Origin of the sequence: Bacillus sp. G402 (genome assembly GCF_051172515.1) — a bacterium.
Taxonomy (GTDB): domain Bacteria; phylum Bacillota; class Bacilli; order Bacillales; family Bacillaceae; genus Bacillus; species Bacillus altitudinis.
The window spans coordinates 962,474-988,733 of sequence record NZ_JBPIZC010000001.1 but is presented as its reverse complement, the minus strand read 5'-3'; the positions used below and the strand labels follow the sequence as shown (position 1 = coordinate 988,733).

General features: G+C 43.2%; 26 protein-coding genes and 1 riboswitch. Of the genes, 25 read left to right on the top strand and 1 reads right to left on the bottom strand.

Translation table 11 applies throughout. From position 1 onward, the window contains the following. The first annotated feature begins 1 nt into the window (after position 1). From pyrE to ACSBQP_RS05160, 9 genes are all read left to right on the top strand, one after another. On the top strand, positions 2–640 hold the full coding sequence (gene pyrE / locus ACSBQP_RS05200) for an orotate phosphoribosyltransferase (RefSeq protein ID WP_017367212.1): 639 nt from the start codon (positions 2–4) through the stop codon (positions 638–640). 159 nt (positions 641–799) lie between these two features. Continuing rightward, a riboswitch (SAM riboswitch) is annotated at positions 800–902 on the top strand. Positions 903–976: 74 nt separating this feature from the next. After that, on the top strand, positions 977–1,123 hold the full coding sequence (locus ACSBQP_RS05195; protein ID WP_008344920.1) for a YezD family protein: 147 nt from the start codon (positions 977–979) through the stop codon (positions 1,121–1,123). A gap of 45 nt (positions 1,124–1,168) precedes the next feature. Then, positions 1,169–1,870 carry a phosphoadenylyl-sulfate reductase gene (locus ACSBQP_RS05190; RefSeq protein ID WP_008344917.1) on the top strand — a complete coding sequence of 234 codons (702 nt, stop codon included), beginning with the start codon at positions 1,169–1,171 and terminating at the stop codon, positions 1,868–1,870. A gap of 13 nt (positions 1,871–1,883) precedes the next feature. Further along, on the top strand, positions 1,884–2,948 hold the full coding sequence (locus ACSBQP_RS05185; protein ID WP_050827247.1) for an inorganic phosphate transporter: 1,065 nt from the start codon (positions 1,884–1,886) through the stop codon (positions 2,946–2,948). 57 nt (positions 2,949–3,005) lie between these two features. Next, the gene (sat, locus tag ACSBQP_RS05180; protein ID WP_008344912.1) at positions 3,006–4,142 is read left to right on the top strand and encodes a sulfate adenylyltransferase; all 1,137 of its coding nucleotides are present in this window, start codon (positions 3,006–3,008) and stop codon (positions 4,140–4,142) included. A 13-nt stretch (positions 4,143–4,155) separates the two neighbouring features. Beyond that, positions 4,156–4,749, top strand: a complete 594-nt coding sequence (gene cysC / locus ACSBQP_RS05175) for an adenylyl-sulfate kinase (RefSeq protein WP_008344911.1) — start codon at positions 4,156–4,158, stop codon at positions 4,747–4,749. 28 nt (positions 4,750–4,777) lie between these two features. Beyond that, positions 4,778–5,533 carry a uroporphyrinogen-III C-methyltransferase gene (gene cobA / locus ACSBQP_RS05170; RefSeq protein WP_435028235.1) on the top strand — a complete coding sequence of 252 codons (756 nt, stop codon included), beginning with the start codon at positions 4,778–4,780 and terminating at the stop codon, positions 5,531–5,533. Positions 5,534–5,576: 43 nt separating this feature from the next. Continuing rightward, positions 5,577–6,395 carry a sirohydrochlorin chelatase gene (locus tag ACSBQP_RS05165; RefSeq protein ID WP_435028313.1) on the top strand — a complete coding sequence of 273 codons (819 nt, stop codon included), beginning with the start codon at positions 5,577–5,579 and terminating at the stop codon, positions 6,393–6,395. Further along, positions 6,376–6,879, top strand: coding sequence for a precorrin-2 dehydrogenase/sirohydrochlorin ferrochelatase family protein (locus ACSBQP_RS05160; protein ID WP_435028234.1), 504 nt, complete (start codon positions 6,376–6,378; stop codon positions 6,877–6,879). Before ACSBQP_RS05165 ends, ACSBQP_RS05160 begins: the two co-directional genes overlap by 20 nt. Before the next feature lie 31 nt (positions 6,880–6,910). Here the strand turns inward: ACSBQP_RS05160 and ACSBQP_RS05155 are convergent, their stop codons facing one another. Next, positions 6,911–8,620 carry an Rqc2 family fibronectin-binding protein gene (locus tag ACSBQP_RS05155; protein WP_056704713.1) on the bottom strand — a complete coding sequence of 570 codons (1,710 nt, stop codon included), beginning with the start codon at positions 8,618–8,620 and terminating at the stop codon, positions 6,911–6,913. Between the two features lie 165 nt (positions 8,621–8,785). Between ACSBQP_RS05155 and ACSBQP_RS05150 the strand changes: the two genes are divergently transcribed. From ACSBQP_RS05150 to ACSBQP_RS05075, 16 genes are all read left to right on the top strand, one after another. After that, positions 8,786–11,461: a calcium-translocating P-type ATPase, SERCA-type gene (locus ACSBQP_RS05150; protein ID WP_007499684.1), complete on the top strand. Its 2,676-nt coding sequence runs from the start codon at positions 8,786–8,788 to the stop codon at positions 11,459–11,461. A gap of 83 nt (positions 11,462–11,544) precedes the next feature. After that, the gene (locus tag ACSBQP_RS05145; protein ID WP_008344900.1) at positions 11,545–12,420 is read left to right on the top strand and encodes a YicC/YloC family endoribonuclease; all 876 of its coding nucleotides are present in this window, start codon (positions 11,545–11,547) and stop codon (positions 12,418–12,420) included. 76 nt (positions 12,421–12,496) lie between these two features. After that, on the top strand, positions 12,497–12,766 hold the full coding sequence (gene remA / locus ACSBQP_RS05140; RefSeq protein ID WP_008344898.1) for an extracellular matrix/biofilm regulator RemA: 270 nt from the start codon (positions 12,497–12,499) through the stop codon (positions 12,764–12,766). 9 nt (positions 12,767–12,775) lie between these two features. After that, the gene (gene gmk / locus ACSBQP_RS05135) at positions 12,776–13,390 is read left to right on the top strand and encodes a guanylate kinase (protein ID WP_007499680.1); all 615 of its coding nucleotides are present in this window, start codon (positions 12,776–12,778) and stop codon (positions 13,388–13,390) included. A 3-nt stretch (positions 13,391–13,393) separates the two neighbouring features. Then, complete coding sequence (gene rpoZ / locus ACSBQP_RS05130) at positions 13,394–13,597, top strand: DNA-directed RNA polymerase subunit omega (protein ID WP_008344896.1); 204 nt, start codon at positions 13,394–13,396, stop codon at positions 13,595–13,597. A gap of 115 nt (positions 13,598–13,712) precedes the next feature. Continuing rightward, positions 13,713–14,930, top strand: a complete 1,218-nt coding sequence (coaBC, locus tag ACSBQP_RS05125) for a bifunctional phosphopantothenoylcysteine decarboxylase/phosphopantothenate--cysteine ligase CoaBC (protein WP_326110332.1) — start codon at positions 13,713–13,715, stop codon at positions 14,928–14,930. After that, positions 14,927–17,335 carry a primosomal protein N' gene (gene priA / locus ACSBQP_RS05120; RefSeq protein WP_435028233.1) on the top strand — a complete coding sequence of 803 codons (2,409 nt, stop codon included), beginning with the start codon at positions 14,927–14,929 and terminating at the stop codon, positions 17,333–17,335. Before coaBC ends, priA begins: the two co-directional genes overlap by 4 nt. A 15-nt stretch (positions 17,336–17,350) precedes the next feature. Beyond that, entirely contained in the window at positions 17,351–17,833 is a 483-nt protein-coding gene (gene def / locus ACSBQP_RS05115) for a peptide deformylase (protein WP_017359337.1), read from the top strand. 5 nt (positions 17,834–17,838) lie between these two features. Continuing rightward, positions 17,839–18,792 carry a methionyl-tRNA formyltransferase gene (gene fmt / locus ACSBQP_RS05110; RefSeq protein ID WP_017359336.1) on the top strand — a complete coding sequence of 318 codons (954 nt, stop codon included), beginning with the start codon at positions 17,839–17,841 and terminating at the stop codon, positions 18,790–18,792. Beyond that, complete coding sequence (gene rsmB / locus ACSBQP_RS05105) at positions 18,779–20,122, top strand: 16S rRNA (cytosine(967)-C(5))-methyltransferase RsmB (protein WP_039956215.1); 1,344 nt, start codon at positions 18,779–18,781, stop codon at positions 20,120–20,122. The genes fmt and rsmB overlap by 14 nt, the downstream gene beginning before the upstream one ends. Before the next feature lie 3 nt (positions 20,123–20,125). After that, positions 20,126–21,214 carry a 23S rRNA (adenine(2503)-C(2))-methyltransferase RlmN gene (gene rlmN / locus ACSBQP_RS05100; RefSeq protein ID WP_007499669.1) on the top strand — a complete coding sequence of 363 codons (1,089 nt, stop codon included), beginning with the start codon at positions 20,126–20,128 and terminating at the stop codon, positions 21,212–21,214. A gap of 3 nt (positions 21,215–21,217) precedes the next feature. Next, positions 21,218–21,988 carry a Stp1/IreP family PP2C-type Ser/Thr phosphatase gene (locus tag ACSBQP_RS05095; RefSeq protein WP_017359109.1) on the top strand — a complete coding sequence of 257 codons (771 nt, stop codon included), beginning with the start codon at positions 21,218–21,220 and terminating at the stop codon, positions 21,986–21,988. After that, positions 21,982–23,937, top strand: a complete 1,956-nt coding sequence (gene pknB, locus ACSBQP_RS05090; RefSeq protein ID WP_025207318.1) for a Stk1 family PASTA domain-containing Ser/Thr kinase — start codon at positions 21,982–21,984, stop codon at positions 23,935–23,937. Before ACSBQP_RS05095 ends, pknB begins: the two co-directional genes overlap by 7 nt. A gap of 12 nt (positions 23,938–23,949) precedes the next feature. After that, a complete protein-coding gene (rsgA, locus tag ACSBQP_RS05085; RefSeq protein ID WP_336749778.1) occupies positions 23,950–24,846 on the top strand; it encodes a ribosome small subunit-dependent GTPase A in 897 nt (298 codons plus the stop codon). A gap of 3 nt (positions 24,847–24,849) precedes the next feature. Then, entirely contained in the window at positions 24,850–25,500 is a 651-nt protein-coding gene (rpe, locus tag ACSBQP_RS05080) for a ribulose-phosphate 3-epimerase (RefSeq protein ID WP_007499663.1), read from the top strand. Positions 25,501–25,559: 59 nt separating this feature from the next. After that, positions 25,560–26,204, top strand: coding sequence for a thiamine diphosphokinase (locus ACSBQP_RS05075; RefSeq protein ID WP_041090541.1), 645 nt, complete (start codon positions 25,560–25,562; stop codon positions 26,202–26,204). Positions 26,205–26,260: the final 56 nt, after the last annotated feature.

Here is a 26,260-nt window from a genome sequence, read left to right as displayed (position 1 = left end):
GATGAAAACGAAAATCGCGAAGCATTTATTACAAATCAAAGCTGTCTCTTTAAAACCAGACGAACCATTTACATGGGCGAGCGGTATCAAATCACCGATTTACTGTGACAATCGCCTCACCTTGTCTTATCCTGAGGTCAGAGGGGACATTGCGGAAGGTTTAAAAGACTTGATTCTCACTCATTTTGAAGGAGCGGAAGTTGTCGCAGGTACAGCTACAGCTGGCATTCCTCATGCGGCATTAGCAGCTGATCGTCTGAACGTACCGATGTGTTATGTAAGAAGTAAACCAAAAGCACACGGAAAAGGAAATCAAATTGAAGGAGCCGTATCACCTGGACAAAAGGTGGTTGTCGTAGAAGACCTCATCTCAACTGGAGGCAGCGTTCTTGAAGTTGTAGCGGCTCTAGAAGAAGAAGGCTGTGACGTACTCGGAGTTGTTGCGATCTTCACTTATGGACTGCCAAAAGCAACTGCGGCTTTTCAAGAGAAAAACATTCCCTATGTCACGCTGACAGACTATGACACACTGACAGAAGTGGCACTTGAGCTAAAAGCAATCGAGTCTTCTGCTATGAATAAACTAAAACGCTGGAGACAGGATCCTTCGTCTGAATCTTGGATGGAAGAAACGGTCTAAAAAGCTTGTTTTGTTTTAAAAAAAGCTGTGCTGCGCTGCACAGTTTTTTATTTGGTTAAAAATAGTAAAATAGACTCAAATTTAAATAAAAACTAATCCTATCAATAAAGTCGGGTTGACTTTTGTTTGAATTGTGTTAATATTTAATACAAATTAAAACTCTTATCCAGAGAGGTGGAGGGACTGGCCCGATGAAGCCCGGCAACCTGCGATTTGCAAGGTGCTACTTCCTGCAAAATGATTCTATTTTGAAAGATAAGGAAATCGTGAGCTTCCTCATCTTTCTTTCGGACTGAAAGAAAGTTTTTTTATTTTAACGGTGAGGAGGAAGAGGAGATGGAACTGAAACAAAACCAGGATGAGGACTTAGTGAAGCATATGCAAGAGCTGATTGGGGATATGAAATTCGGTTCAATTACGTTGATCGTTCAGGACGGTCAAGTGATTCAAGTGGAAAAAAATGAAAAAATCAGATTAAAGTAGTGCGGAGAATAGCAATAGAAGCAGTACTCCGGAAGGGGAGAAACAATGTTAACTTATGAAAATTGGCAAGAGCCGTCCATTACATTTCAAGAGGACGATTTGTATAAAGGGGCCTTATCTGTGCTGAAATGGGCGTACGGCCACTATGGTGATCAGCTCGTTTATGCATGCAGTTTTGGCATTGAGGGCATTGTCCTGATCGATCTTATTGCGAAAGTAAAAAAAGATGCAAGAATTGTCTTTTTAGATACAGGTCTGCATTTCAAGGAAACATACGACACCATTGATGCAGTGAAGGAAAGATATCCTGGTTTAGACATCGTGCTGAAAACACCTGAGCTGACGGTGGAAGAGCAGAATGAGCAGCATGGTGATAAATTATGGGAAACGAATCCTCAAAGCTGCTGCCATATGAGAAAGGTCATTCCATTGCAAGAGGCACTATCTGGCTATCCGGCATGGCTGTCTGGTTTAAGGAGAGAGCAGTCGCCTAAACGAGCAGGTACGAACTTCTTAAATAAGGATGAAAAATTCCAATCAGTCAAAGTATGTCCGCTCATCCACTGGACGTGGAAGGACATATGGAGATATGCGTCTAGAGAGGATCTTACTTATAATCCGCTGCATGACCAAGGATATCCAAGCATCGGGTGTGCACCTTGTACACAGCCGGCATTTACTGCTGATGATTTGCGTTCTGGAAGATGGTCAGGGACAGCAAAGACTGAGTGCGGATTACATGAGTAAGGGAGCATAATGTATGGAAATCGCCGCAATTTTATTTAGCTTATTCTTTGCTTTAAATATTGGCGCAAGCGGAGCAGCTGCTTCGATGGGCATCGCATATGGTTCAGGTGCGATCAAAAAGCCAATATACGCGCTCAGCGTTTGTGCAGTTGGAATATTAGCAGGTTCAGTGATTGGCGGCGGTGAGGTCGTCAAAACGATCAGCTCCGGGATTATGCCGGAATCTGTCATCACACTTGAAATTGTGTGTATCATCATTGGCTCGGCCGCATTATCACTTTTCATAGCGAATCTCTTAGCCATTCCTTTATCCACAAGTGAGGTCACAGTAGGAGCTGTGGTCGGTGTGGCAGCCGCATATAAAGTGCTGTATGTGAAATCGATCTTAGTCATTGTCTCTTTTTGGGTGATTATTCCGATTGTTGCCTTTGTTTTTACCTTTGCTGTTGTCAAAATCATCAGATTGTTCCCTAAACGGACATTATCCAAAAAAGGTACATTGATCTTATCTGTTGTTTTGATTATCAGTGGGTTTTTAGAAGCATTTTCAGCCGGCATGAACAATGTCGCCAATGCGGTCGGCCCGCTTGTCGCGTCAGGTGTTTTAACAGTCGGGCAAGGAACCCTTTACGGCGGAATCTTTGTGGCCATTGGGGCGCTGCTTCTAGGAAGAAGGGTACTAGAAACAAACGGAAAGAAAATTACACGCTATCAAACGGGTGAAGGCATTCTATTATCGAGCACCGGTGCAGGACTTGTCATCGTCAGCTCTATATTCGGACTCCCTGTTCCCCTTACTCAAATTACCTCCTCGTCCATTATTGGGCTAGGTATGGCAAAGGGTGGACCGAACATATTCCATAAACATGTTGTGAAAAAAATGCTGAAGGTATGGGTTGTGTCACCTTTCTTATCACTTAGTCTATCTTATTTGCTGGTAAGCCTTTTCTTAAAAGGAGACTATTACTCTATCTTTATCATGATGAGTGTACTGCTTGCTTCACTAGGTGCACTGAGTCTTATGAAGGCAGTTAAAAATGAGAGCAGCTCGATTCATGAACAAGGCGGCGGGATTTAAATATAAATCCGACTATTAACATCTAATAAATATGAACATTGAGAGGAAGATGAACAAATGAGTTTAACACCACATGGTGGCGTATTAATTAATCGAGTAAATGAAGAATTTGATCTAAGCACAGCTGCGAAAGAAATTGAGCTGGATGCCATCTCTTTTGCAGACCTTGAACTCATCGCAATTGGCGGGTATAGTCCAATTGAAGGGTTTTTAACGAAAGCTGATTATGAAGCAGTTGTCAGCAGTATGCGACTAGCAAGTGGTGTCGTTTGGTCTCTTCCGATTACTTTGCCTGTCACAAAGGAAAAAGCAGCGGAGATCAATCAAGGTGACATTGTTCGTCTATCGTATAATGGAACAGTATACGGGGTCATTGAGGTGGAAGATCAATACACACCTGATAAGGAAAAAGAAGCAGTGAATGTGTATAAAACAGATGACCGCAATCACCCAGGCGTGAAAAAATTATTTGAACGCGGTGATACGTATATTGGTGGTAAAATTACACTGACGAAACGCAGCGAAAAACCTTTCCCGCAATTTACGTATGAGCCAGAAGAAACAAGAAAACATTTTAAAGAAAACGGCTGGAAAACCATTGTCGGTTTCCAAACGAGAAACCCAGTCCATCGTGCGCATGAATACATTCAAAAGACAGCACTGGAAACAGTGGATGGTCTATTTCTAAATCCACTTGTTGGTGAAACAAAATCTGATGATATTCCAGCAGATGTAAGAATGAAAAGCTATCAAGTGTTACTGAACGGTTATTACCCGAAAGACCGCGTCTTTTTAGGTGTTTTTCCTGCTGCCATGCGTTATGCTGGACCAAAGGAAGCGATTTTTCATGCGCTTGTGCGTAAAAATTATGGCTGTACACATTTTATTGTCGGCAGAGATCATGCGGGTGTTGGTGATTATTACGGCACATACGAAGCGCAGGAGCTATTTGAACAATTTACAAGCGAAGAAATTGGGATCACACCATTAAAATTTGAGCACAGCTTTTACTGCAATACATGTGAAGCCATGGCAACACCAAAAACATGCCCACATGATAAAAGCGAACATGTCATTCTCTCAGGTACAAAGGTTAGAACGATGCTGAGAAATGGTGAATTACCACCGAGCACGTTCAGCCGAAAAGAAGTCATTGAAACATTAATCGAAGGATTAAAAACGACGGTATCTTAAAGGAGGATATGACATGAGCAACGAACATATCGTGTGGCATGATTCATCTATTACTAAAAAAGAATATCAACAGAAAAACAACCATACAAGCGGAATCATTTGGCTGACAGGTCTAAGCGGTTCAGGTAAATCAACGATCGCCAACGCAGCGGCTCGAGAGCTGTTTGAACAGGGGTATCAAGTGACAGTCCTTGACGGCGATAACGTACGCCATGGACTCAATAAAGACTTAGGCTTTTCAGATGACGACAGAAAAGAGAACATTCGGCGCATCGGTGAAGTGGCGAAATTATTTGTTGAGCAAGGAACGATTGTTATTACTGCTTTTATTTCACCATTTCAAGAAGACCGCCAAATCGTAAGACAGTTAGTCGAAGACGGAGAATTTCACGAAGTGTTTGTGAAATGTGATCTGAACGTGTGTGAAGAGCGTGATCCAAAGGGGTTATATAAAAAAGCAAGAAACGGCGAAATTCCATTTTTCACGGGAATCGATTCACCATACGAAGAGCCAGCTGCGCCTGAGCTCGTCCTAGATACAGGTGAATTATCACGCGAGGAGTCAAAACAGCGCCTTGTTGATTATGTAAAGGATAAAACGAAATAATCGCCTGATGGCAGGGGGAGAAAGCAAGATGGGGAAAGTATACATTGTTGGTGCCGGACCGGGTGACCCAGACTTAATTACGCTAAAGGCCCATAAGGCAATACAGCAGGCAGATGTCATTTTATATGATCGTCTTGTCAATCAAGAGATTCTTGCCCATGCCAAACCGGAGGCGGAGTTGATCTATTGCGGCAAACTGCCGAATCATCATACGATGAGACAGGAAGCGATTAATGAAGCGCTTGTTGCTTATGCGAAGGAAGGGAACATAGTCGTTCGTCTAAAAGGCGGTGATCCCTTTATATTTGGCCGTGGCGGTGAAGAAATCGAATGCTTAGCTGAGCATGGTATTCCATATGAAGTTGTCCCAGGGATTACTTCTGGCATTGCAGCCGCTGCTTATGCAGGCATTCCAGTCACGCACCGAGAATTCAGCTCAAATGTTGCGTTTGTAACAGGGCATTATCAAAAGGATGAACATTTTGAAGAAAAGTGGGAAGCGCTGGCGACGGGGATTGATACCCTTGTCATTTACATGGGCGTCAAAAACGTGGAAAGAGTCCAGCGGCTGCTTTTGAAGAATGGGCGGAAGCCTGAAACCCCAGCTGCGTTTATTCACTGGGGAACGACCACAAGGCAAAAGACGACTTGCTGCACGGTGGCGACACTATCTGAAACGGTTGAAAAAGAAGGGATCGAGCACCCAAGTTTAATCGTGGTAGGAGATGTCGTTCACTTTCATCAAAAGTTGAACTGGTTTGAACCAGCACTGATTGAGAAATGAAAACAAAGATGAAAAGACACGTGTAGACATCGTGTCTTTTCGTCTGAATAAAACTAAGGTCGCAAGGAGGAGTCAAATGAAACAAGCTGTCCTTTATGTTGGGCATGGAAGCAGGGTAAAAGAAGCACAGGATAAAGCCATTTCTTTTATGAAAAGCTGTATGCCGTTAGTGGAAGCAGATATCCAAGAAATTTGTTTTTTAGAGTTGACGGACCCTTCAATCGAAGAAGGGTTTGAGACTTGTGTACAAAAAGGAGCAACCCACATTGCGATCGTCCCGCTCCTCCTTTTAACTGCCATGCATGCCAAATCAGATATTCCAGATGAGATTGTGAAAGTACAAAAACGTTTCCCACAAGTGAAGGTGACATATGGAAGACCTATAGGCGTGAACCAAGAAGTCACGAAAGCGGTTATCGCAAGGATTGAAGAAGCAGGATACAAGGGAGAGCACGCAAAAATTCTCTTAATTGGCCGCGGAAGCTCTGATCCAGATGTAAAGCGGGATGTGTTTGGCATTGCAGATGATGTCCGTAGCATGTTGCCTTGTGCAGAGGTTTTTCCGTGTTTTATTACAGCGTGTGAACCGAATTATCGTGACGTCTTAGCACAGTTAACAGTAGATGACGATACGCCTGTCTATCTCGTGCCTTATCTTTTATTTACCGGCATTTTAATGAAAGAGATTGAGAGTGAAGCGAATCAGGCGAGAGAGCGGCTGCAAGATGTCCGTGTCTGCCGGTATATTGGGTTTCATCCCCATGTAAAAGCAGCTTATATTGAACGTGTGCAGGAAACCATCTTAAACAAAGAGAATGCGTTTCGTTTTCAAGGAGAAAGCCATGCTTCCAGTTCATCTTGATCTAACCAATAAACATGTGCTGATTGCCGGCGGTGGAAGGATTGCGGCTAGAAGGACGAGTGCGCTATGCATGGAGCCATGCAGCATAACCATTGTGAGCCCTGACATTTGTGATGAAATGGCGGATCTCATTGAGACATATGAGCTGACTTGGAAGAAAAAGAAAGTTGAGGCGGAAGATGTAAAGGATGCATTTTTAATTGTCGCTGCTACAGACGATCCTTCAGTAAACGAGTGGATGACGCAATCAGCGCTTCCTCATCAGCTCGTCAACTGTGTGAGCCAGTCAGAGCTTGGCAATGTGATTGTGCCAAAAGTTGTGAGGGCAGGAAAAGTGACAATCTCTGTATCTACGAGTGGTGCAAGCCCAGCCCGCACTAAACAGCTGGCTGAGGCCATTGAGACCTTGCTTGAACAAGAGGATGTAGATGCACTCGATGAGCTCTATATAGAAAGAAAAAAACGACAAAGAAAAAGCCGATAAAATCTCATCCAAAGATTTAATCGGCTCTTTTTTATTTTCTCAGCTTTAGGACAACATCCTCATCAGGCGTCACAAATAATGTTTGCTGCTGATCATACGTGACAAAGCCCGGTTTTGCTCCGTTTGGTTTTTTCACATGCCGGATTTTCGTATAATCGACAGGGACGGAGCTTGATTCTTTTGCCTTCGAGAAGTAGGCAGCAATTTGTGCCGCTTCAAGTAAGGTTTGTTCATCAGGCGCTTTGTGACGAATGACGACATGTGATCCAGGAATATCCTTTGTGTGTAGCCAAATGTCATCACGAGCTGCCGCCTTTGTGGTCAAATATTCGTTTTGCTTGTTGTTTTTTCCAATGAGAATCGGAACACCTTGAGAGGATTCATATGCTTCAAGCTGAATGGCCGATGGTTTTTTCTTTTTGGCATTGCGTTTTTGTTTGGGACGCAAATATTTTCCTTCCACCAGTTCTTCTCTTATTTCCTCTAAATCTTTTGGTGAGGCAGAGGACAGCTGCTGGATCAGCTCGTCAAAATAAACAATTTCTTCATGCGTTCGCTTGATTTGTTCATTTACGGCCTCTACTGCATTTTTTGCCTTTTGGTATTTTGTAAAATACGCTTGCGCATTTTCAGAAGGGGTTTTGTTTGTTTTGAGCGGGATCGTGATCTCTCCGCCATCTTCATCATAATAATTGATAACTGTCGCTTCTTTATCCCCTTTTTTAATCGCATATATATTGGCAGTAAGCAATTCACCATAAAGCTGGTACTTGTGCGCATTTTGAGATTCTTCAAGTGTTCTTGTTAGTTTTTTCAGCTTGTTTTCATTTTTCTTTTTTTCATTCGCAACAAAACGTTCAAGATCAGCCGCCTGCTGTTTGACTCTGTCTCTTTCAGCTTTTCCGAAATAAAAGCGGTCAAGTAGCTCACTAAGAGAATCAAACGTCTTCATGTCACCATCGACGTGCTGAAGTTCTAATAAATAAAAATACTCTTTCCCATCTTTTCTCGTGAGCTGAGGGGTAAAAGAATGCGCCTGAATGAGCTGGAACATCTCGAGCAATGTACTTGGAATCGTTTCCTGATTGGCAAGACCGGCCCTGTGGACAGCTTCCTTAGCAAACAGCGGAGAAACCCCGGAGAATGTATCGACAATTTGATTGGCGATTTTCCCTTCTTGAAAACGTAAATGCTTTAAAATATCTTCCTTTGTCACGTCAAAAGGATTCAGCTTTTGCTGTGCCGGCGGCAGAAGATATTGATGTCCGGGCAGCACCGTTCGATAGCTGTTCACAGATGGAGAAAGATGTTTCAGTCCGTCAATGATCTGCTCCGTTTCGTCCTCCACGAGAATTAAGTTGCTGTGCCTGCCCATAATTTCAATATACAGCTTACGGGTTTGTTCATCGCCAATTTCATTTCGGCTTCGCACGTGCAGCACGATCACCCGATCTAACCCAATTTGTTCAAAACGTTCAATGAACCCACCCTCAAGATGTTTTCTGAGAAGCATACAAAACATTGGCGGTTCGCTCGGATTATCATCATGGTGCTCAGTGAGCTGTACTCTTGCATAGCTCGGGTGAGCGGATAAAAGCAGCTTATGATTCTTCCCCTTTGACCGGATATGAAAAATCAGCTCATGCTTGTATGGCTGATGTATTTTCGAAATTCTTCCGCCAGTTAATGTTTCTTGCAATTCATTAGTCATACCGTATGTAAAAATGCCGTCAAATGACATGTTGGATACACCCTCTTCTTTCACACAAATCTACTGAAAGAACCTTACGTTTTCTCGTTCTTTAGGCAGTCTTATTATTATAGCATGATTTAGGACGAGTCTGAATAAACTGGCTTATAGAACACTGCATAAGAGAGAGAACAAAAGAGGAGTGGACGAGGTCAAATGAATTGGCATGAACTGAACCAAACCGATTTATTAAAAACAATGAATACATCGATAGGTGACGGACTGTCAGAAAAAGATGTGCAAAAGCGGCTTGAAAAGCATGGGCCAAATGAATTGCAGGAAGGGAAAAAGGCGTCGGCATTCGTTATTTTTTTAGCGCAATTTAAAGACTTTATGGTGTTAATCCTGCTTGCGGCAACGATTATTTCTGCCTTTTTAGGTGAATACATTGATGCTGTGGCGATTGTGGCGATTGTGCTGATAAATGGTGTGCTTGGCTTTTATCAGGAACGCCGTGCGGAAAAGTCCCTCCAAGCACTAAAGGAATTATCAACGCCGCATGTCTATGCAAGGAGAAACAATGAATGGGTCAAGATCCCGTCGAAGCACCTCGTGCCGGGAGATATTGTGAAGTTTTCAAGTGGGGACAGAATTGGGGCGGATATCAGATTACTAGAAACAAAGAGTTTGGAAATCGAAGAATCTGCCCTCACTGGAGAGTCCATCCCAGCGGTCAAACATGCGAGTCCGCTCTCACGAGATCATGTCTCGCTTGGAGATTTGACGAACATGGCCTTTATGGGGACGCTTGTCACAAGAGGAAGCGGTGTAGGGGTTGTCATTGGTACAGGGATGAATACGGCGATGGGACAAATTGCCGGTATGCTGGATTCTGCAGGTAATATGGAAACACCGCTGCAAAGACGCCTTGAGCAGCTGGGGAAAATTTTAATTGTTGCTGCATTATTTTTAACTGTGCTTGTAGTTGTTCTTGGTGTGGTGCAAGGTCATGATTTGTATCATATGTTCTTAGCGGGTGTATCTCTCGCTGTTGCTGCGATTCCAGAAGGACTGCCGGCGATCGTCACTGTCGCACTTTCCCTAGGTGTGCAGCGGATGATTAAACAAAAATCCATTGTCAGAAAGCTGCCGGCTGTGGAAACACTCGGCTGCGCCTCGATTATTTGCTCAGATAAAACAGGCACAATGACACAAAATAAAATGACAGTGACACATGTATGGGCAGAGGGGAAAACGTGGAATATTTCTGGCACTGGGTACGAGCCGTCAGGTGATTTTACCTTAAACGGAGAACTTGTCCATGTAGACAAACATCCAAGCCTGCAAAAGGTGCTATTATACGGAGCGCTTTGTAATACATCGACCATCGTTGAAAAAGACGGAGAGATGAGACTTGATGGTGATCCGACAGAAGGAGCACTTCTAACCGCTGCGCGTAAAGCGGGTTTTACAGAGCAATTCATCGAAGCGGGATTTCGTGTGGTGGAGGAATTCCCTTTTGACTCTGAAAGAAAAATGATGTCAGTCGTCGTGGAAACGAATCAGAAGGAGCGGTATGTCATTGCCAAAGGGGCGCCAGATGTGCTGATGAACCGTTCAAGTCATATGATGCACGGCGGACGCACCGCCTCATTTTCAAAGGCCCACCGGCAAGAAACAGAAGCTGCCATTCAAGGTTTAGCAAGACAAGCGCTTAGAACCATTGCAATTGCATATAAAAAAGTAAGCCTGACAGAAAAAATCACCTCTGTTCAGCAGGCAGAAACTGGCCTCACATTTATCGGTCTAGAGGGCATGATTGATCCACCTCGTCCTGAAGTGAGACGAGCGATTAAAGAATGCCGGGATGCTGGCATTAAAACAGTGATGATTACAGGCGATCACGTAGAAACGGCTAAAGCGATCGCTAAAGATTTAAGTCTCTTACCGAAGCAAGGAAAGGTGCTTGATGGAAAAGCTCTGGATCAGCTAAGTGACAAAGAGCTGGAGCAAACAGCAGAAGATGTGTACGTCTTTGCCCGTGTATCACCTGAGCATAAACTGAGAATTGTGAAGGCCTATCAAAAAAATGGTCATATTGTCGCGATGACAGGTGATGGGGTGAATGATGCGCCAGCGATTAAACAGGCGGATATCGGAATATCCATGGGGATTACCGGAACAGACGTTGCCAAAGAAGCTTCTTCTCTTATTTTGCTTGATGACAACTTTGCGACCATTAAATCCGCTATTAAAGAGGGCCGGAATATTTATGAAAACATTCGCAAATTTGTCCGCTATTTGCTGGCATCGAATGTGGGAGAGATTTTGGTCATGCTGTTTGCGATGCTTCTTGCGCTTCCATTGCCTCTCGTTCCAATTCAAATTTTGTGGGTAAACCTTGTCACAGACGGCTTGCCGGCTATGGCACTTGGAATGGATAAACCAGAAGGCGATGTCATGAAGAGAAAGCCGCGGAACATGAAAGAGGGGATTTTTGCAAGAGGGCTTGGTTGGAAGGTCATATCAAGAGGGTTTCTGATCGGGATTGCCACTTTGTTAGCCTTTATGTTTGTGTATCACCGTGATCCGAACAATCTTCAATATGCGCAGACGGTTGCATTCAGCACACTCGTTTTGGCGCAGCTCATTCATGTGTTTGACTGCCGCAGTGAACGGTCTATTTTTGAACGCAATCCATTCGGGAATATGTACTTAATCGGCGCCGTTGTGTCTTCCCTGCTGCTGATGCTTGTGGTCATTTATTATCCGCCGCTTCAGCCGATTTTCAAAACGGTGGCGGTCGCACCAGTTGATTGGCTTCTGATCATCGGTATGTCTGCATTGCCAACTTTTTTACTGGCAGGATCACTTTTGACAAGAAAAAAATAATTGGTTATGGTATAATTTTGAGGTAATAGTGTCTGCTATTACCTTTTTCATTTTATTAATATGAAAGAATTGGGTGTTTTCACATGATACGCAGTATGACGGGATTCGGCCAAGCGAGTAAAACGGATGGTGAACTGACAGTGTCAGTTGAGCTAAAATCGGTCAATCACCGTTTTAAAGAGGTTCATGCCCGTTTGCCGAGGCCGCTTTTATATTTCGAAGATACATTAAAAAAAATCATTCTTCGTCACGTGCAGCGCGGTCGAATTGAGCTGTTTGTTACGATTGAAGGCGGTAAACTTGCAAGCCGGTCTTTACAGATTGACTGGCCGCTGCTTGATGAATATATGAAAGCCGCAAAAGACCTTGAGGACCGCTATCATATTTCAGGTATTCAGCATGTACATGACTTACTGAAGCTGGAACAGGCTGTTCAGGTGGAAGAGTCAGTCAGCCGAAATGAGCAGCTGGAGCATTTGCTGATAGACACTTGTGAAGAAGCTGTCAAGGAGCTTTGCTTCATGAGAGAGCAGGAGGGAACATCACTTCAAAAAGACTGTGAACTCAGGCTGTCTGAACTCGAGGCATTTACAGAAGAAATCAAAGTGTTTGCACCAGAGGTTGTGAGTCAGTACAAAGAACGATTGAATCAAAGATTGCAAGAATGGATCGGAGAGGCGCTTGAAGAGAGCAGACTGACCACAGAGGCGGCCATTTTTGCTGATCGCTGTGACATTACAGAAGAGATTACCAGGCTGAAAAGTCATTTTCAGCAGTTCCAGCAAATTTTGACGCAAGGTGGCGCTGCCGGACGAAAGCTTGACTTTCTTGTACAGGAGCTCAACCGTGAAGTGAACACGATTGGATCAAAAGCAAACCATCACCATTTAACAAAGCTGGTGGTTGAAATGAAAAGCGCTATTGAAAAAATAAAAGAACAAGTGCAAAATATAGAATAGTCATTGTGTATGCTGTTTACAGTGCGTCTCTTTCGGCGAGACTAGAGACGTTTATATTACAGGGGGACGAAAGAAGATGACCATAAAGTTGATCAATATCGGATTTGGAAACATCATTTCAGCGAATCGGATGATTTCAATCGTCAGTCCGGAATCAGCACCGATTAAACGAATGATACAAGACGCAAGAGATCGAGGCATGCTCATTGATGCGACATACGGAAGAAGAACCCGTGCTGTTGTCATTATGGACAGTGACCATGTCATCTTATCTGCCGTTCAGCCTGAGACTGTCGCGCAAAGACTTTCTGTAAAAGAAGAAATCATAGATGAAGGGCAGGGGTAATACGCCATTATGAAAGAAAGAGGACTTTTAATCGTTCTCTCTGGACCTTCGGGAGTTGGAAAAGGAACGGTCAGACAAGCCATTTTCTCCCAGGAAGATACGAAATTTGAATACTCTATTTCTGTGACAACCCGCAAACCGCGTGAAGGTGAGAGAAATGGTGTTGATTATTTCTTTAAAACCAGGGAAGAATTTGAACATATGATTGAAAACAAAAAGCTGTTAGAATGGGCAGAGTATGTTGGGAATTACTACGGCACGCCTGTTGACTATGTAGAACAAACATTGAGCGAAGGAAAAGATGTTTTCCTTGAAATCGAAGTGCAAGGTGCACTTCAAGTAAGAGAAGCATTCCCAGAAGGTCTCTTTATTTTCCTTGCACCGCCAAGTCTTTCAGAACTTCAAAACCGCATTATTACACGCGGGACAGAATCTGAGGATCTCATCCGTAACCGAATGGCTGCTGCAAAAGAAGAAATTGAAATGATGGATGCTTATGACTATGTCGTTGAAAACGACGATGTCGAGCTTGCATGTGAAAGAATTAAAGCGATCGTCCTTGCAGAGCACCTGCGAAGAGACAGAGTCGCACCAAGATATAAAAAAATGCTGGGGGTAGAATAAACCATGTTAGATCCTTCAATTGACTCATTGATGAACAAACTTGACTCAAAATATACACTTGTCACAGTGTCTGCACGCCGTGCACGTGAAATGCAAATCCATCAAGATCAACAAATCGAAAACACAAAATCCTATAAATTTGTAGGGAAAGCTCTTGAAGAAATCGATGCTGGTCTTTTGACATTTGAAAAAGAAGAGCAAGAATAACATCGCTTCTGCTATGCAGATACGATACGTTCAAAAAAGTCAAAACTATGATTGGTTTTGACTTTTTTGAATTGTAGACGAATTTGTGAAAAAGGCCGTTAAGGGGGACAAACAAATGTTACAGTCAAAAAATATTTTACTCGGCGTCAGCGGAGGAATCGCCGTATATAAAGCAGCTGCACTCACTAGTAAACTCGTACAGGCAGGCGCAAACGTAAGAGTGATTATGACAGAATCTGCCCGTGAGTTTGTGTCTCCGCTCACCTTCCAAGCCCTATCTCGGCATGAGGTGTATGTGGATACATTTAAAGAAAACAATCCAAAAGTCATTGCGCATATTGATGTAGCTGACTGGGCCGATCTCATTCTTGTTGCCCCTGCAACAGCACATACCATTGGTAAAATGGCCGCAGGACTTGCTGATGATATGCTCACAACCACCTTGCTTGCTTCAACAGCTCCTGTATGGGTTGCACCGGCTATGAATGTGCACATGTATGACCATCCAGCTGTCAAACGGAACATCCGCACTTTATATGAAGACGGCTACCGGTTTATAGAGCCAAGTGAAGGCTATTTAGCATGTGGCTACATTGGAAAAGGACGCTTAGAGGAGCCTGAAAAAATTGTTGAACACATCCGTGCGTTTTTTGATGAGCCAACCAGCTTGCCGCTTTCAGGTAAAAAAGTCGTGGTCACAGCTGGCCCTACACGAGAAGTGATCGACCCTGTTCGTTTCCTTTCAAATCGATCTTCTGGGAAAATGGGCTATGCCATTGCAGAAGCTGCCGAGCAAATGGGGGCTGATGTCACGCTCATTTCAGGACCTGTTTCGTTAACTGCGCCTGAGCATGTGGATGTGGTGCAAGTGGAATCGGCTGAGGAGATGTATCAAGCAGCGTTAGAGGTGTACGAGAAAGCAGATATAGTGATTAAATCAGCAGCCGTTGCCGATTATACGCCTGTCACGACGTATTCTCATAAAATGAAAAAACAAGACGGTGAACTAGCGGTTGAATTTAAGCGGACGAAAGATATTTTAAAAGAGCTTGGGAAAAGAAAAGAACATCAGGTGCTAGTCGGCTTTGCAGCTGAGACGCAGGATGTAGAATATTATGCGAAAAAGAAAATCGAATCCAAGCATTTAGATATGATTGTCGCGAACAATGTTGCAGCAGAGGGCGCAGGCTTTGGCACAGATACGAATGTCGCAGCATTGATCAAAGCAGACGGAACAAAAAAAGAGCTGCCAATGATGAGTAAAAAAGACCTTGCCTTTGAAATCTTACAGGAGGCAAAACAGCTGCTGCCAAAAGAGCGTGATCGAGCATGATTGCTGAAGTGATCGTCGATGTCACAACGAAAGCCATTGACAGGCCATTTGACTATCGTGTGCCAGACCGCTTTAAAGGCCTTGTCAAGGCTGGTATGAGGGTAGTGGTTCCTTTTGGCCCAAGGAAGATTCAAGGGTTTGTGACAAAAATCAAAGAAGAAACAGACGTACAGTCAGGAAACATCAAGGACATTGTCGATTTATTTGATTTATCTCCTGTTCTGACAGATGAGCTATTGGAGCTTTCCCACTGGCTGACGGAAAAAACATTGTCCTATCATATTACGGCGCTTCAATCGATGCTCCCAGCAGCGATGAAAGCCAAATATGAAAAAGAAATTCAGGTGTTATCAGCTGAGGAACTTCCGCAGTCATTGAAAGAGCTTTTCGGTCAGCAAGAGAGCATCCTTTACGCTGACATTCCGCCTGAACAGCTGAAGCCTATTCAAAAGCATGTCCAAAAAGGCCATCTAGAAGTCAGATATCACGTCTCGCAAAAATCCGGAAAGAAAAAGGTGCGGACACTTCAGATAGCAGTTACGAAAGAAAAACTTGAAGAAAAGCAGGAACAGTTAAAGAAAAATGCGGTGAAACAGAAGGCGCTGCTTACCTTTTTACTTCAAACGAATGAAACGACGTTTTTAGCAAAAGATTTGCAGCAGCAAACAGGTGCTAGTTCTCAAACGATAAAAGCCTTGATTCAGGAAGGTCTGTTAACAGAAAGCTATGAAGAGATTTATCGAGATCCTTATCGGGATAGGGAGTTTACACCGTCTACTCCTCTTGATCTCACAGCAGAGCAAGCAGAAGCGGCAAAACCCATTCATCAAGCAGTGAGCGATGACAAACATGAAACGTTTTTACTGCACGGAGTCACAGGAAGCGGTAAAACCGAAATTTATTTACAGACGATTGATCATGTCCTCCAAAAGGGAAAAGAAGCGATCGTCCTAGTTCCTGAAATTTCATTAACGCCTCAAATGGTCCAGCGTTTTAAAGAGCGCTTCGGGTCCAATGTGGCTGTTCTTCATAGCGGCTTATCGACTGGGGAAAAATACGATGAATGGCGGAAAATCCACCGCAAGGAAGTCAAGCTTGTCGTTGGCGCAAGATCGGCTGTTTTCGCCCCGTTTGAAAATCTAGGAATGATCATTATAGATGAAGAACACGAATCGTCATATAAACAAGAAGAAATGCCTCGGTATCATGCGAAAGATGTGGCCATTGAACGAGCAGGGCGGCACCAATGTCCGGTTGTATTGGGCAGTGCAACGCCTTCACTTGAGTCATATGCGCGTGCGAAAAAGGGTGTGTATACACTGCTGACGCTCAAACGGCGCGTCAATCAGCAGCAGCTGCCGCACGTTTCGTTAATTGATATGAGAGAAGAATTAAGAAACGGCAACCGCTCCATGTTCTCAGAAGAATTAATGCTCAGGTTAAAAGAAGTACTTGAAAGGAAAGAGCAGGCGGTTTTATTTCTCAATAAAAGAGGCTATTCATCCTTTGTGATGTGCCGTGATTGCGGATATGTGGAACAATGTCCACATTGTGAGATTTCTCTCACTTATCACCGCTTTCAAAAACGGCTGAAGTGCCATTACTGCGGTCACGAAGCTCCTGTACCTGCAGAATGCCCAGAATGCCATAGTGAGCATATTCGCTATTTTGGTACAGGCACGCAGCGTGTGGAAGAAGAGCTGACGAAGGTATTGCCAGAAGCAAGGGTCATCCGAATGGATGTAGATACAACCTCTCGGAAAGGCGCGCACGAAAAGCTTCTCACGTCCTTTGGCAACAAAGAAGCGGATATACTGCTTGGGACGCAAATGATTGCAAAGGGCTTAGACTTCCCAGATGTTACACTTGTCGGTGTCCTTAGTGCGGATACGTCTCTTCACATCCCTGATTTTCGTTCAAGTGAAAAAACGTTTCAGCTTCTCACGCAAGTAAGCGGACGTGCGGGACGTCATGAAAAAGCGGGGTCAGTCATTATTCAATCATATACACCTTCGCATTATAGTATTGAATTAACCAAACAGCATGATTATGAAGCCTTTTATGAGCAAGAGATGTTGCACCGTCGTCATCAGTCCTATCCGCCATTTTATTTTTTGGCGATGGTGACTGTATCACATGAAGAAGTGACGAAGGCAGCGCATGTCACAGACAAAATTGTTCAGTTCTTGAAAATGAATTGTGCACCGAATACAAGGATTCTCGGTCCTGCTGCTTCTCCGATCGCTAAGATCAAAGATAGATATCGATATCAATGCGTGATAAAATACAAAAGGGAAAATGAACTGGCAAGTTTATTACGAAAAATACAAGATCATTATCAAAAAGAAATGGAACAAAAACAGTTGATGATATCAATCGATATGAATCCATATATGATGATGTAAAACGGAGGTCTTTTCGTGGCAATCAAACCGATAGTCTTACATCCTGCAGACGTGCTTGAACAACAAACAGAGCTTGTTGATACATTCGATAAAAAACTGAAAAAACTGCTGGATGATATGTATGATACAATGCTTGAACTAGATGGAGTCGGCCTAGCCGCACCACAAATCGGCATCTCAAAAAGAATCGCCGTGGTCGATATCGGCGAAGATTCTGGGAGGATTGACTTGGTAAATCCTGAGATTCTTGAAGTGGAAGGGAGCCAGACAGACATTGAAGGCTGCCTGAGCTTTCCATCTTTGTACGGAACGGTTGAAAGACCAAATTATGTGAAGGTGAAAGCCTTTGATAAGAAAGGCAAACCATTTACAATAGAAGCAGAAGGATTTTTAGCAAGAGCTTTATTGCATGAAATTGATCACTTAGACGGTGTATTATTCACGTCGAAAATCATTCAAACCTATACAGAAAAAGAACTTGCGGAAATGGAAGGGTGAAGAAAATGGCACGTATCGTATTTATGGGAACCCCTGATTTCTCAGTACCTGTGCTGCAAACACTTATCACAGAAGGATATGAAGTTGTCGGGGTCGTTACACAGCCAGATCGCCCGAAAGGCAGAAAACGAGTGCTGACACCGCCTCCTGTAAAAGTAGAAGCCTTAAAACACGGCATTCCAGTTTTACAGCCTGAAAAGGTACGTCTTGATGAAGAAATTGATAAAGTGCTGGCGTTAAAGCCAGATTTAATCGTAACAGCAGCATTCGGACAAATCTTGCCAAAAAGATTACTTGATGAACCTGAATTTGGCTGTATCAACGTTCATGCCTCACTGCTGCCAGAACTAAGAGGCGGTGCACCGATCCATTATGCGATCCTGCAAGGCAAAAAGAAAACAGGCGTGACGATCATGTATATGGTAGAAAAGCTTGATGCAGGTGACATGATTAGCAAAGTAGAAGTAGAAATTGATGAATTAGACAACGTCGGAACACTGCATGATAAATTAAGTGTGGCTGGTGCGGCCTTATTAAAAGACACAGTTCCAAATGTGTTAAGCAGGTCTATCTCGCCAATTCCGCAAAATGAAGAGGCAGCAACGTATGCACCAAATATTAAGCGGGAGCAGGAAAGATTAGACTGGACCAAGCCAGGAGAAGAGCTTTACAACCAAGTTCGCGGCTTAAATCCATGGCCAGTTGCCTATACTGAATGGAACGGTGCTAACTTAAAAGTATGGGAAGCGAAAAAAGTTCCGCTTCAAGCACCAGAAGAACCTGGGAAAGTGATTGAGCTTCAAAAAGAAGGGCCAGTCGTTGGAACAGGAAATCAGCAAGGCCTTTTATTAACGAGTGTACAGCCCGCTGGAAAGAAAAAAATGAGCGGTGAAGACTTCTTAAGAGGCGCAAATATCGAAATTGGACAGAAATTAGGGTTAATCAATGAAGAAAAGTAATGTGAGAGAAGTAGCGCTGGACGCTTTAATCAAACTCGAACAAAATCAAGCCTACAGTAACTTGCTTTTGCAGTCAGTGATGAAAGAGAAAGAACTTTCCGATCAAGACAAACCGCTATTAACAGAACTTGTATACGGTACACTGCAAAACAAGCTGGCACTTGATTATATGCTCACACCCTTTGTGAAAAAACCGCAAAAAGTGGCTCCATGGGTGATGCAGCTTTTGCGGATGTCTCTTTATCAGATGGTTTACCTTGAAAAAATTCCAGATCGTGCAGCCATCCATGAAGCAGTGGAGCTAACGAAAAAGCGCGGACATAAAGGCATTTCTTCACTAGTCAACGGCGTTCTTCGTTCTGTGCAAAGAGAAGGCGTGCCATCATTTGATGCGATCAAAGATCCGGTAAAAAGGCTCTCAATAGAGACAAGCCATCCATTATGGCTCGTACAAGAATGGGTGGAGGCGTACGGTTTTGAAGCAGCAGAAAGCATGTGCCGTATTCATTTAGTCCCGCCAAAGCAGACATTGCGTGTCAATCAAATGAAAAAAAACCGCACTGCACTGCAGCAAGAACTCATGGATGCAGGAATTGAGACAGAGCTCGGCGACTTATCTGAGGATGCACTCAAACTCATGAAAGGATCTATCGTATCTACTCCTTTCTTTCAAGAGGGCTTTGTCACGATTCAAGATGAAAGCTCCATGCTTGTCGCAAGAGCGCTGGATCCTCAGCCGGGAGAAATGGTGCTTGATGCCTGTGCCGCTCCTGGTGGTAAATCAACACATATCGCAGAGCGAATGAACGATGAGGGGAAGATTGTGTCTCTTGATTTACATGAGCACAAAGTAAAACTGATCAAACAGGCAGCAAAGCGTCTAAACTTAACGCATATTGAGGCAAAAGCGCTTGATGCAAGAAAAGCATCCGACCATTATGATGATGCTTCGTTTGACCGTATTCTCATTGATGCACCATGTTCAGGTTTTGGCGTCATCAGACGAAAACCAGATATGAAATATACAAAGTCCTCGGAAGACTCAGCAAGACTTGCGACAATTCAGCAATCGATCTTGCATGAAACAGCCCAGCTGCTAAAGCCAGGCGGTACCCTTGTATACAGTACATGTACAATGGATCCAACAGAAAATCAACAAGTGATTCATGCGTTTTTACAAGAACACCAAGACTTCGAACCCGATCTATCTCTTAATGAACGGCTGCCTGAGCAGGTTGCTCCGTTTGTTCAAAACGGAAGTGTACAAATACTTCCTCATTATTTCGGAACAGATGGTTTCTTTATTTGCAGCATGAGAAAGAAGGGATAAAAAATGACAGAACAAAAACAAAAAGTAAGAAAAGAACTGAAAACAGACATGCCGTCGATCTACTCGTTTGAGCTAAATGAAATCAAAGACTGGTTAAAGGAACAAGGCGAAAAGCCTTTCCGTGCAACACAAATTTTTGAGTGGCTTTATGAAAAACGCGTCACATCCTTTGATGAAATGTCTAACCTTTCAAAGGAATTAAGAGAAAAATTAAAAGATCAATTCGCCATCACGACTTTAAAAACAGTGATCAAACAAACTTCTCAAGATGGAACGATCAAGTTCTTATTTGAATTACACGATGGCTATACCATTGAAACCGTGCTGATGCGCCACGAATATGGCAACTCTGTCTGCGTCACAACACAGGTTGGCTGTCGGATTGGTTGTACATTCTGTGCATCTACACTTGGCGGTTTGAAACGTAACCTTGAGGCGGGAGAAATTGTGGCCCAAGTATTGAAAGTACAACAGGCGCTTGATGAAACAGATGAACGCGTCAGCTCAGTTGTCATCATGGGTATTGGCGAACCGTTTGATAACTTTGATGAAATGCTTGCATTCCTTAAAATCATTAACCATGACAACGGTTTAAATATTGGTGCACGTCATATTACCGTTTCGACGAGCGGGATCATTCCAAAGATTTATCAATTTGCGGATGAGCAAATGCAAATCAACTTTGCTGTCTCCCTGCACGCACCAAATACTGACATTCGAAGCCGCCTCATGCCAATCAATAAGGCATACAAGCTGCCAAAATTAATGGAAGCTATTGAATATTACATTCAAAAAACAGGCAGACGCGTGAGCTTTGAATACGGTCTGTTTGGCGGAGTCAATGATCAAGTCCATCATGCAGAAGAACTTGCTGATTTATTAAAAGGAATCAAATGCCATGTAAACCTCATCCCGGTGAACTATGTACCAGAAAGAGATTACGTGAGAACACCAAGAGAACAAATCTTCCTATTTGAAAAAACGCTGAAAGAACGAGGCGTAAACGTAACGATTAGACGAGAGCAAGGCCATGATATTGATGCTGCTTGCGGTCAGCTAAGAGCGAAGGAGCGTCAGGAAGAGACGAGGTGACGAATGTTGATAAGGGCAGCCTTTCAAACCGATACAGGAAAAGTCCGTCAGCATAATGAAGATGATGCAGGTATTTTTGAAGCAAAAGAAGACACACTTCTAGCTGTTGTAGCAGATGGAATGGGAGGTCATCTTGCTGGTGATGTAGCCAGCAAGATGGCAGTTTCTTCTTTAAAAGAATACTGGCAGGAAACATCTTCAATTCCAAATAAACCAGCCGATCAAGAAAATTGGTTAATCTCAAAAATTAGCGACATTAATGACCAAGTATACGAACATGCGAAAAACAATGAGGAGTGCCAAGGAATGGGGACGACCATCGTTTGTGCGCTCGTTCATTTGCAAACGGTCACAATAGCCCATATTGGTGACAGCCGCTGCTATTTGCTAAGAGAAGGCGCGCTAACCCAATTAACAGATGATCACTCACTAGTGAATGAGTTAGTGAAAACAGGAGAAATTTCAAAAGCGGATGCAGAATATCATCCAAGAAAAAATGTGCTGACCAAAGCGTTAGGAACGGATAAACACGTTCAAATTGATGCACGAACTTTTGAAGTGGATCCAGGAGATCAAATTTTGCTTTGCTCAGACGGGTTATCGAATAAAGTAGAAGAAGAGCATTTGATTCAGATTTTATCGAAAACAACCGCACCAGATGAAAAAGTAACAGAGTTAGTTCAAACAGCGAATGACAACGGCGGTGAAGATAACATTACAGCAGTACTGTTAGAAATCTCCTCCCAAACAGAGGAGGGTGACAGCAAGTGTTGATCGGAAAAAGGATCAGCGGCCGTTATCAAATTCTTCGCGCAATAGGCGGAGGCGGAATGGCCAACGTTTATTTGGCGGAGGATATGATTTTAGATCGCGAAGTGGCGATTAAAATTTTACGGTTTGACTTTGCAAGTGATGATGATTTTATTAGACGGTTCCGGAGAGAAGCGCAATCAGCAGCCAGCTTAGATCATCCGAATATTGTCAGTATCTACGATGTAGGAGAAGAAGATGACATTTATTATATTGTCATGGAATATGTCGAAGGGATGACGCTCAAAGAATACATACACGCCAATGGACCGCTTCATCCAAAAGAAGCCGTTCGCATTATGGAGCAAGTCGTTGCGGCGATGGAAGAAGCCCATGCGAAACAGCTCGTCCATCGAGACATTAAGCCTCACAATATATTAATAGACAACTTGGGGAATATCAAAGTCACTGATTTTGGCATTGCCATGGCACTTAGCTCAGCGACCATTACCCATACGAATTCTGTTCTTGGCTCCGTGCATTATTTGTCCCCAGAGCAAGCGCGCGGCGGTCTTGCAACGAAAAAGTCAGACATTTATTCACTTGGTATTGTTCTTTATGAGCTGATTTCAGGACGCATGCCATTTGAAGGAGAATCCGCTGTCAGTGTCGCACTGAAGCATTTGCAATCAGAGCCGCCATCTGTGAGAAGGTGGAATCCTTCTGTACCACAAAGCGTGGAGAACATCATTTTAAAAGCGATGGCCAAAGATCCATTCTATCGATACGAAGATGCATCTGAAATGCAAAAAGACTTAAAAACGGCTTTTGACCCTGCAAGACTAAAAGAAAAGCGCTTTGTCATTGAAGAAGATCATGAAGCAACAAAAGCCATTCCTATTATAAAAGATCATCAAGTCGATCAAGACAATGAAAAAACAGCCGTCCACCCGGTTCAAAAACCAAAGAAAAAAGAGAAGCAAAAGCCGAAGAAAAAACGGAAAAAATGGCCGTGGATTGTAGCGTCGATCTTATTTGTTTTGACGGCTGCGACCATTTTAGCGATCACGGTATTCCCAGGATTACTCTTTCCAAAGGATGTAGAGGTGACCGATGTTTCTGGCATGACGGTTGAAAAAGCGGAAGACACCTTGAAGAAAGCCGGATTTACCGTCGCTTCTGAACCCATTGATATTGCCGACGAGAAGATTGAAAAAGGGCTGGTTGTCAAAACAGACCCGAAAATCGGAACAAAGGTAAAAGAAGGGACAGAAATTCAGCTTTATCAAAGTACAGGTAAAGAAAAAACCGAATTACCTGATGTAACAGGTGAAAAGGTCGAGAAAGCAAAAGAACTATTAGAGAAAAAAGGGTTTAAACAGGTTGTTGTGGAGGAAGTGAATGATAATGACACAGAATCAGGCATTGTCATGGAACAGAAACCTTCTGCGAATACAGAACTTGTCGCAGCAGATGAAGAAGTCACATTGACCGTCAGTATAGGCCCTGCCGATATTACCTTACGGGATTTAACGACGTATAGTAAACAGGCCGCATCAAATTATCTAGAGGATAATGGACTAAAGCTAGATGAAAAAGAAGCATATTCTGACGATGTGCCAAAAGGTGAGGTCATGAAGCAGGAACCGGGAGCGGGGACAGCTGTTAAACCTGGTGATACGGTTAAAATTACGTTCTCTCTTGGCCCAAAAGAGAAACCGGCTAAAACGGTGACTGAAAAGATTGCGATCCCGTATGAACCAGAAACAGAAGGACAAGAAATGAATGTTCAAATATCTATTGATGACGCAGAACATAGCATTTCTGATTTATATGAAACCTTTAAAATCACTGCGCCCACTGAGCGAACGATTAAATTTAAGATAGAACCTGGTCAAAAAGGATACTATCAGGTGACAGTGGATGATAAAGTAGTAAGCTCCAAAACGATTGAATACCCTGATGATGAATAAAGGAGGGACTTTATGCCTGAGGGCAAAATTATTAAAGCATTAAGCGGATTTTATTATGTGCTGGATGAGTCTCTAGAAAGTGGCAAAGTAATTCAGTGTAGAGCGAGAGGGATTTTTCGTAAAAACAAAATAACCCCTCTTGTTGGAGATTATGTCGTCTATCAAGCAGATAACGATAAGGAAGGCTATTTGCTGGAAGTAAAAGAGCGGACCAATGAGCTGATTCGGCCGCCTATTAGCAACGTTGATCAAGCGGTGCTCGTTTTCTCAGCAGCAGAGCCGACCTTTAGTACATCGCTTTTAGACAGATTCCTAGTGCTTGTTGAAGAGAGCCGGATTGAACCGATTATCTGCATCACAAAAATGGACTTGCTGAAAACAGAGCAAGAGCGAGAAACGATTCAAGCCTATGCAGAAGACTATCGCCAAATTGGATACGACGTTCATTTAACATCGACGATCGAAGGGGATGGAATTGAAAAGCTGACCCCGTATTTCCATCACAAGATTACTGTATTTGCAGGTCAATCGGGTGTAGGGAAGTCTTCCCTCTTAAATGCGATGAGTCCTGATTTAGCACTGAAAACAAATGATATTTCCTCCCATCTTGGCAGGGGGAAACATACAACAAGACATGTGGAACTCATTCGAACGGCTGAAGGGCTCATTGCTGATACACCAGGATTCAGCTCACTTGAATTTACAGGTATCGAAGCGGAAGATTTAGGGCTCTATTTCTTAGAAATCAGAGAGAAGAGTGCAGAATGTAAATTCAGGGGCTGTTTGCACGTAAAAGAGCCTGGATGTGCGGTAAAAGAGGCAGTAGAACACGATCGCATCAGAGAGTATCGCTATCAGCATTATTTAGAGTTTTTAACTGAAATTAAAGACAGAAAGCCGAGGTACTAAATCATGGTTTATATTGCCCCATCCATTTTATCAGCCGATTTCGCAAATCTTGCGAAAGATATCCGTGATGTGGAACAAGGTGGAGCGGATTATATTCATATTGATGTGATGGACGGTCATTTTGTACCGAATATGACATTTGGACCAAATGTAGTGGAGGCGATCAGGCCGCATACAAAGCTGCCGCTCGATGTTCACTTAATGATTGAGCAGCCAGACCAGTATATCCCTGCATTTGCAAAAGCGGGCGCTGATATTATCTCTGTTCATGTTGAAGCGTGTCCACACTTACATCGCACGATTCAGCATATAAAAGAACAAGGTGTCAAAGCAGGGGTTGTTTTAAACCCGCACACACCCGTTTCTCAAATTGCGCATGTATTAGAGGATGTTGACCTCGTCTTATTCATGACGGTGAACCCTGGTTTTGGCGGACAGGCGTTTATTCCATCTGTTCTCTCAAAGGTAAAAGAAGTAAAGACACTTAGTGAACAAAAAGGCTTAACTGATTTACTCATTGAAATAGATGGCGGTGTCAATGTAGAGACAGCAAAGAGCTGCAAAGAGGCAGGCGCTAATCTACTTGTTGCCGGCTCAGCGGTATATGGGAAAGACGACCGCGCGGCGGCCATTCAGGCCATTCGAGAAGCATAACAAAAAGAACCAAAGTCATTGTGATCTTTGGTTCTTTTTCAATGGAGAGGAGCGTAATCATGCACATACATATCGTAGCTGGCGGTCCTTTTGCGTACATCCCGCCGCTTGATCATGAAGCATCTGAGGAGGACATTCTCTGGGTCGGCGTAGATCGGGGAACCCTTTTCTTACTAGAGCATGGCATTGTACCTGACAGAGCATTTGGTGATTTTGATAGTGTGACAGAAGAAGAGCTTCATGAACTGAAAAAGAAATTGCCTGCACTCAATCTATTTCAGGCAGAGAAAGATGAAACGGATTTAGAACTTGCGCTGAACTGGTCTTTGCGTCAGAATCCAGCACATATTCAAATTTACGGCATCACAGGCGGAAGAGCAGATCATTTTCTTGGGAATATCCATCTCCTTTACAAAGGCATTCAGCACAAACAGAGCATGACCCTTGTAGATAAACAAAATATCATTCAAATGTTTGGACCTGGTACATACGAAATCAAACAAGACCTGGATAAAAAATATGTGTCGTTTTTGCCTTTCGGTACATCGGTTGAAAAGCTGACATTAAAAGGTTTCAAATATCCTCTGAAAAATTGTCATATTGAGCCTGGTTCCACACTATGTATTAGTAACGAACTCATCCACTCAAATGGTACTTTTTCTTTTCATGAAGGCATATTAATAATGGTAAGAAGCAAAGATTGACCAACCTATCAATGTGGATGGCTGATTAAGCTCAATTGTGCTGCAAGCGGTACTTT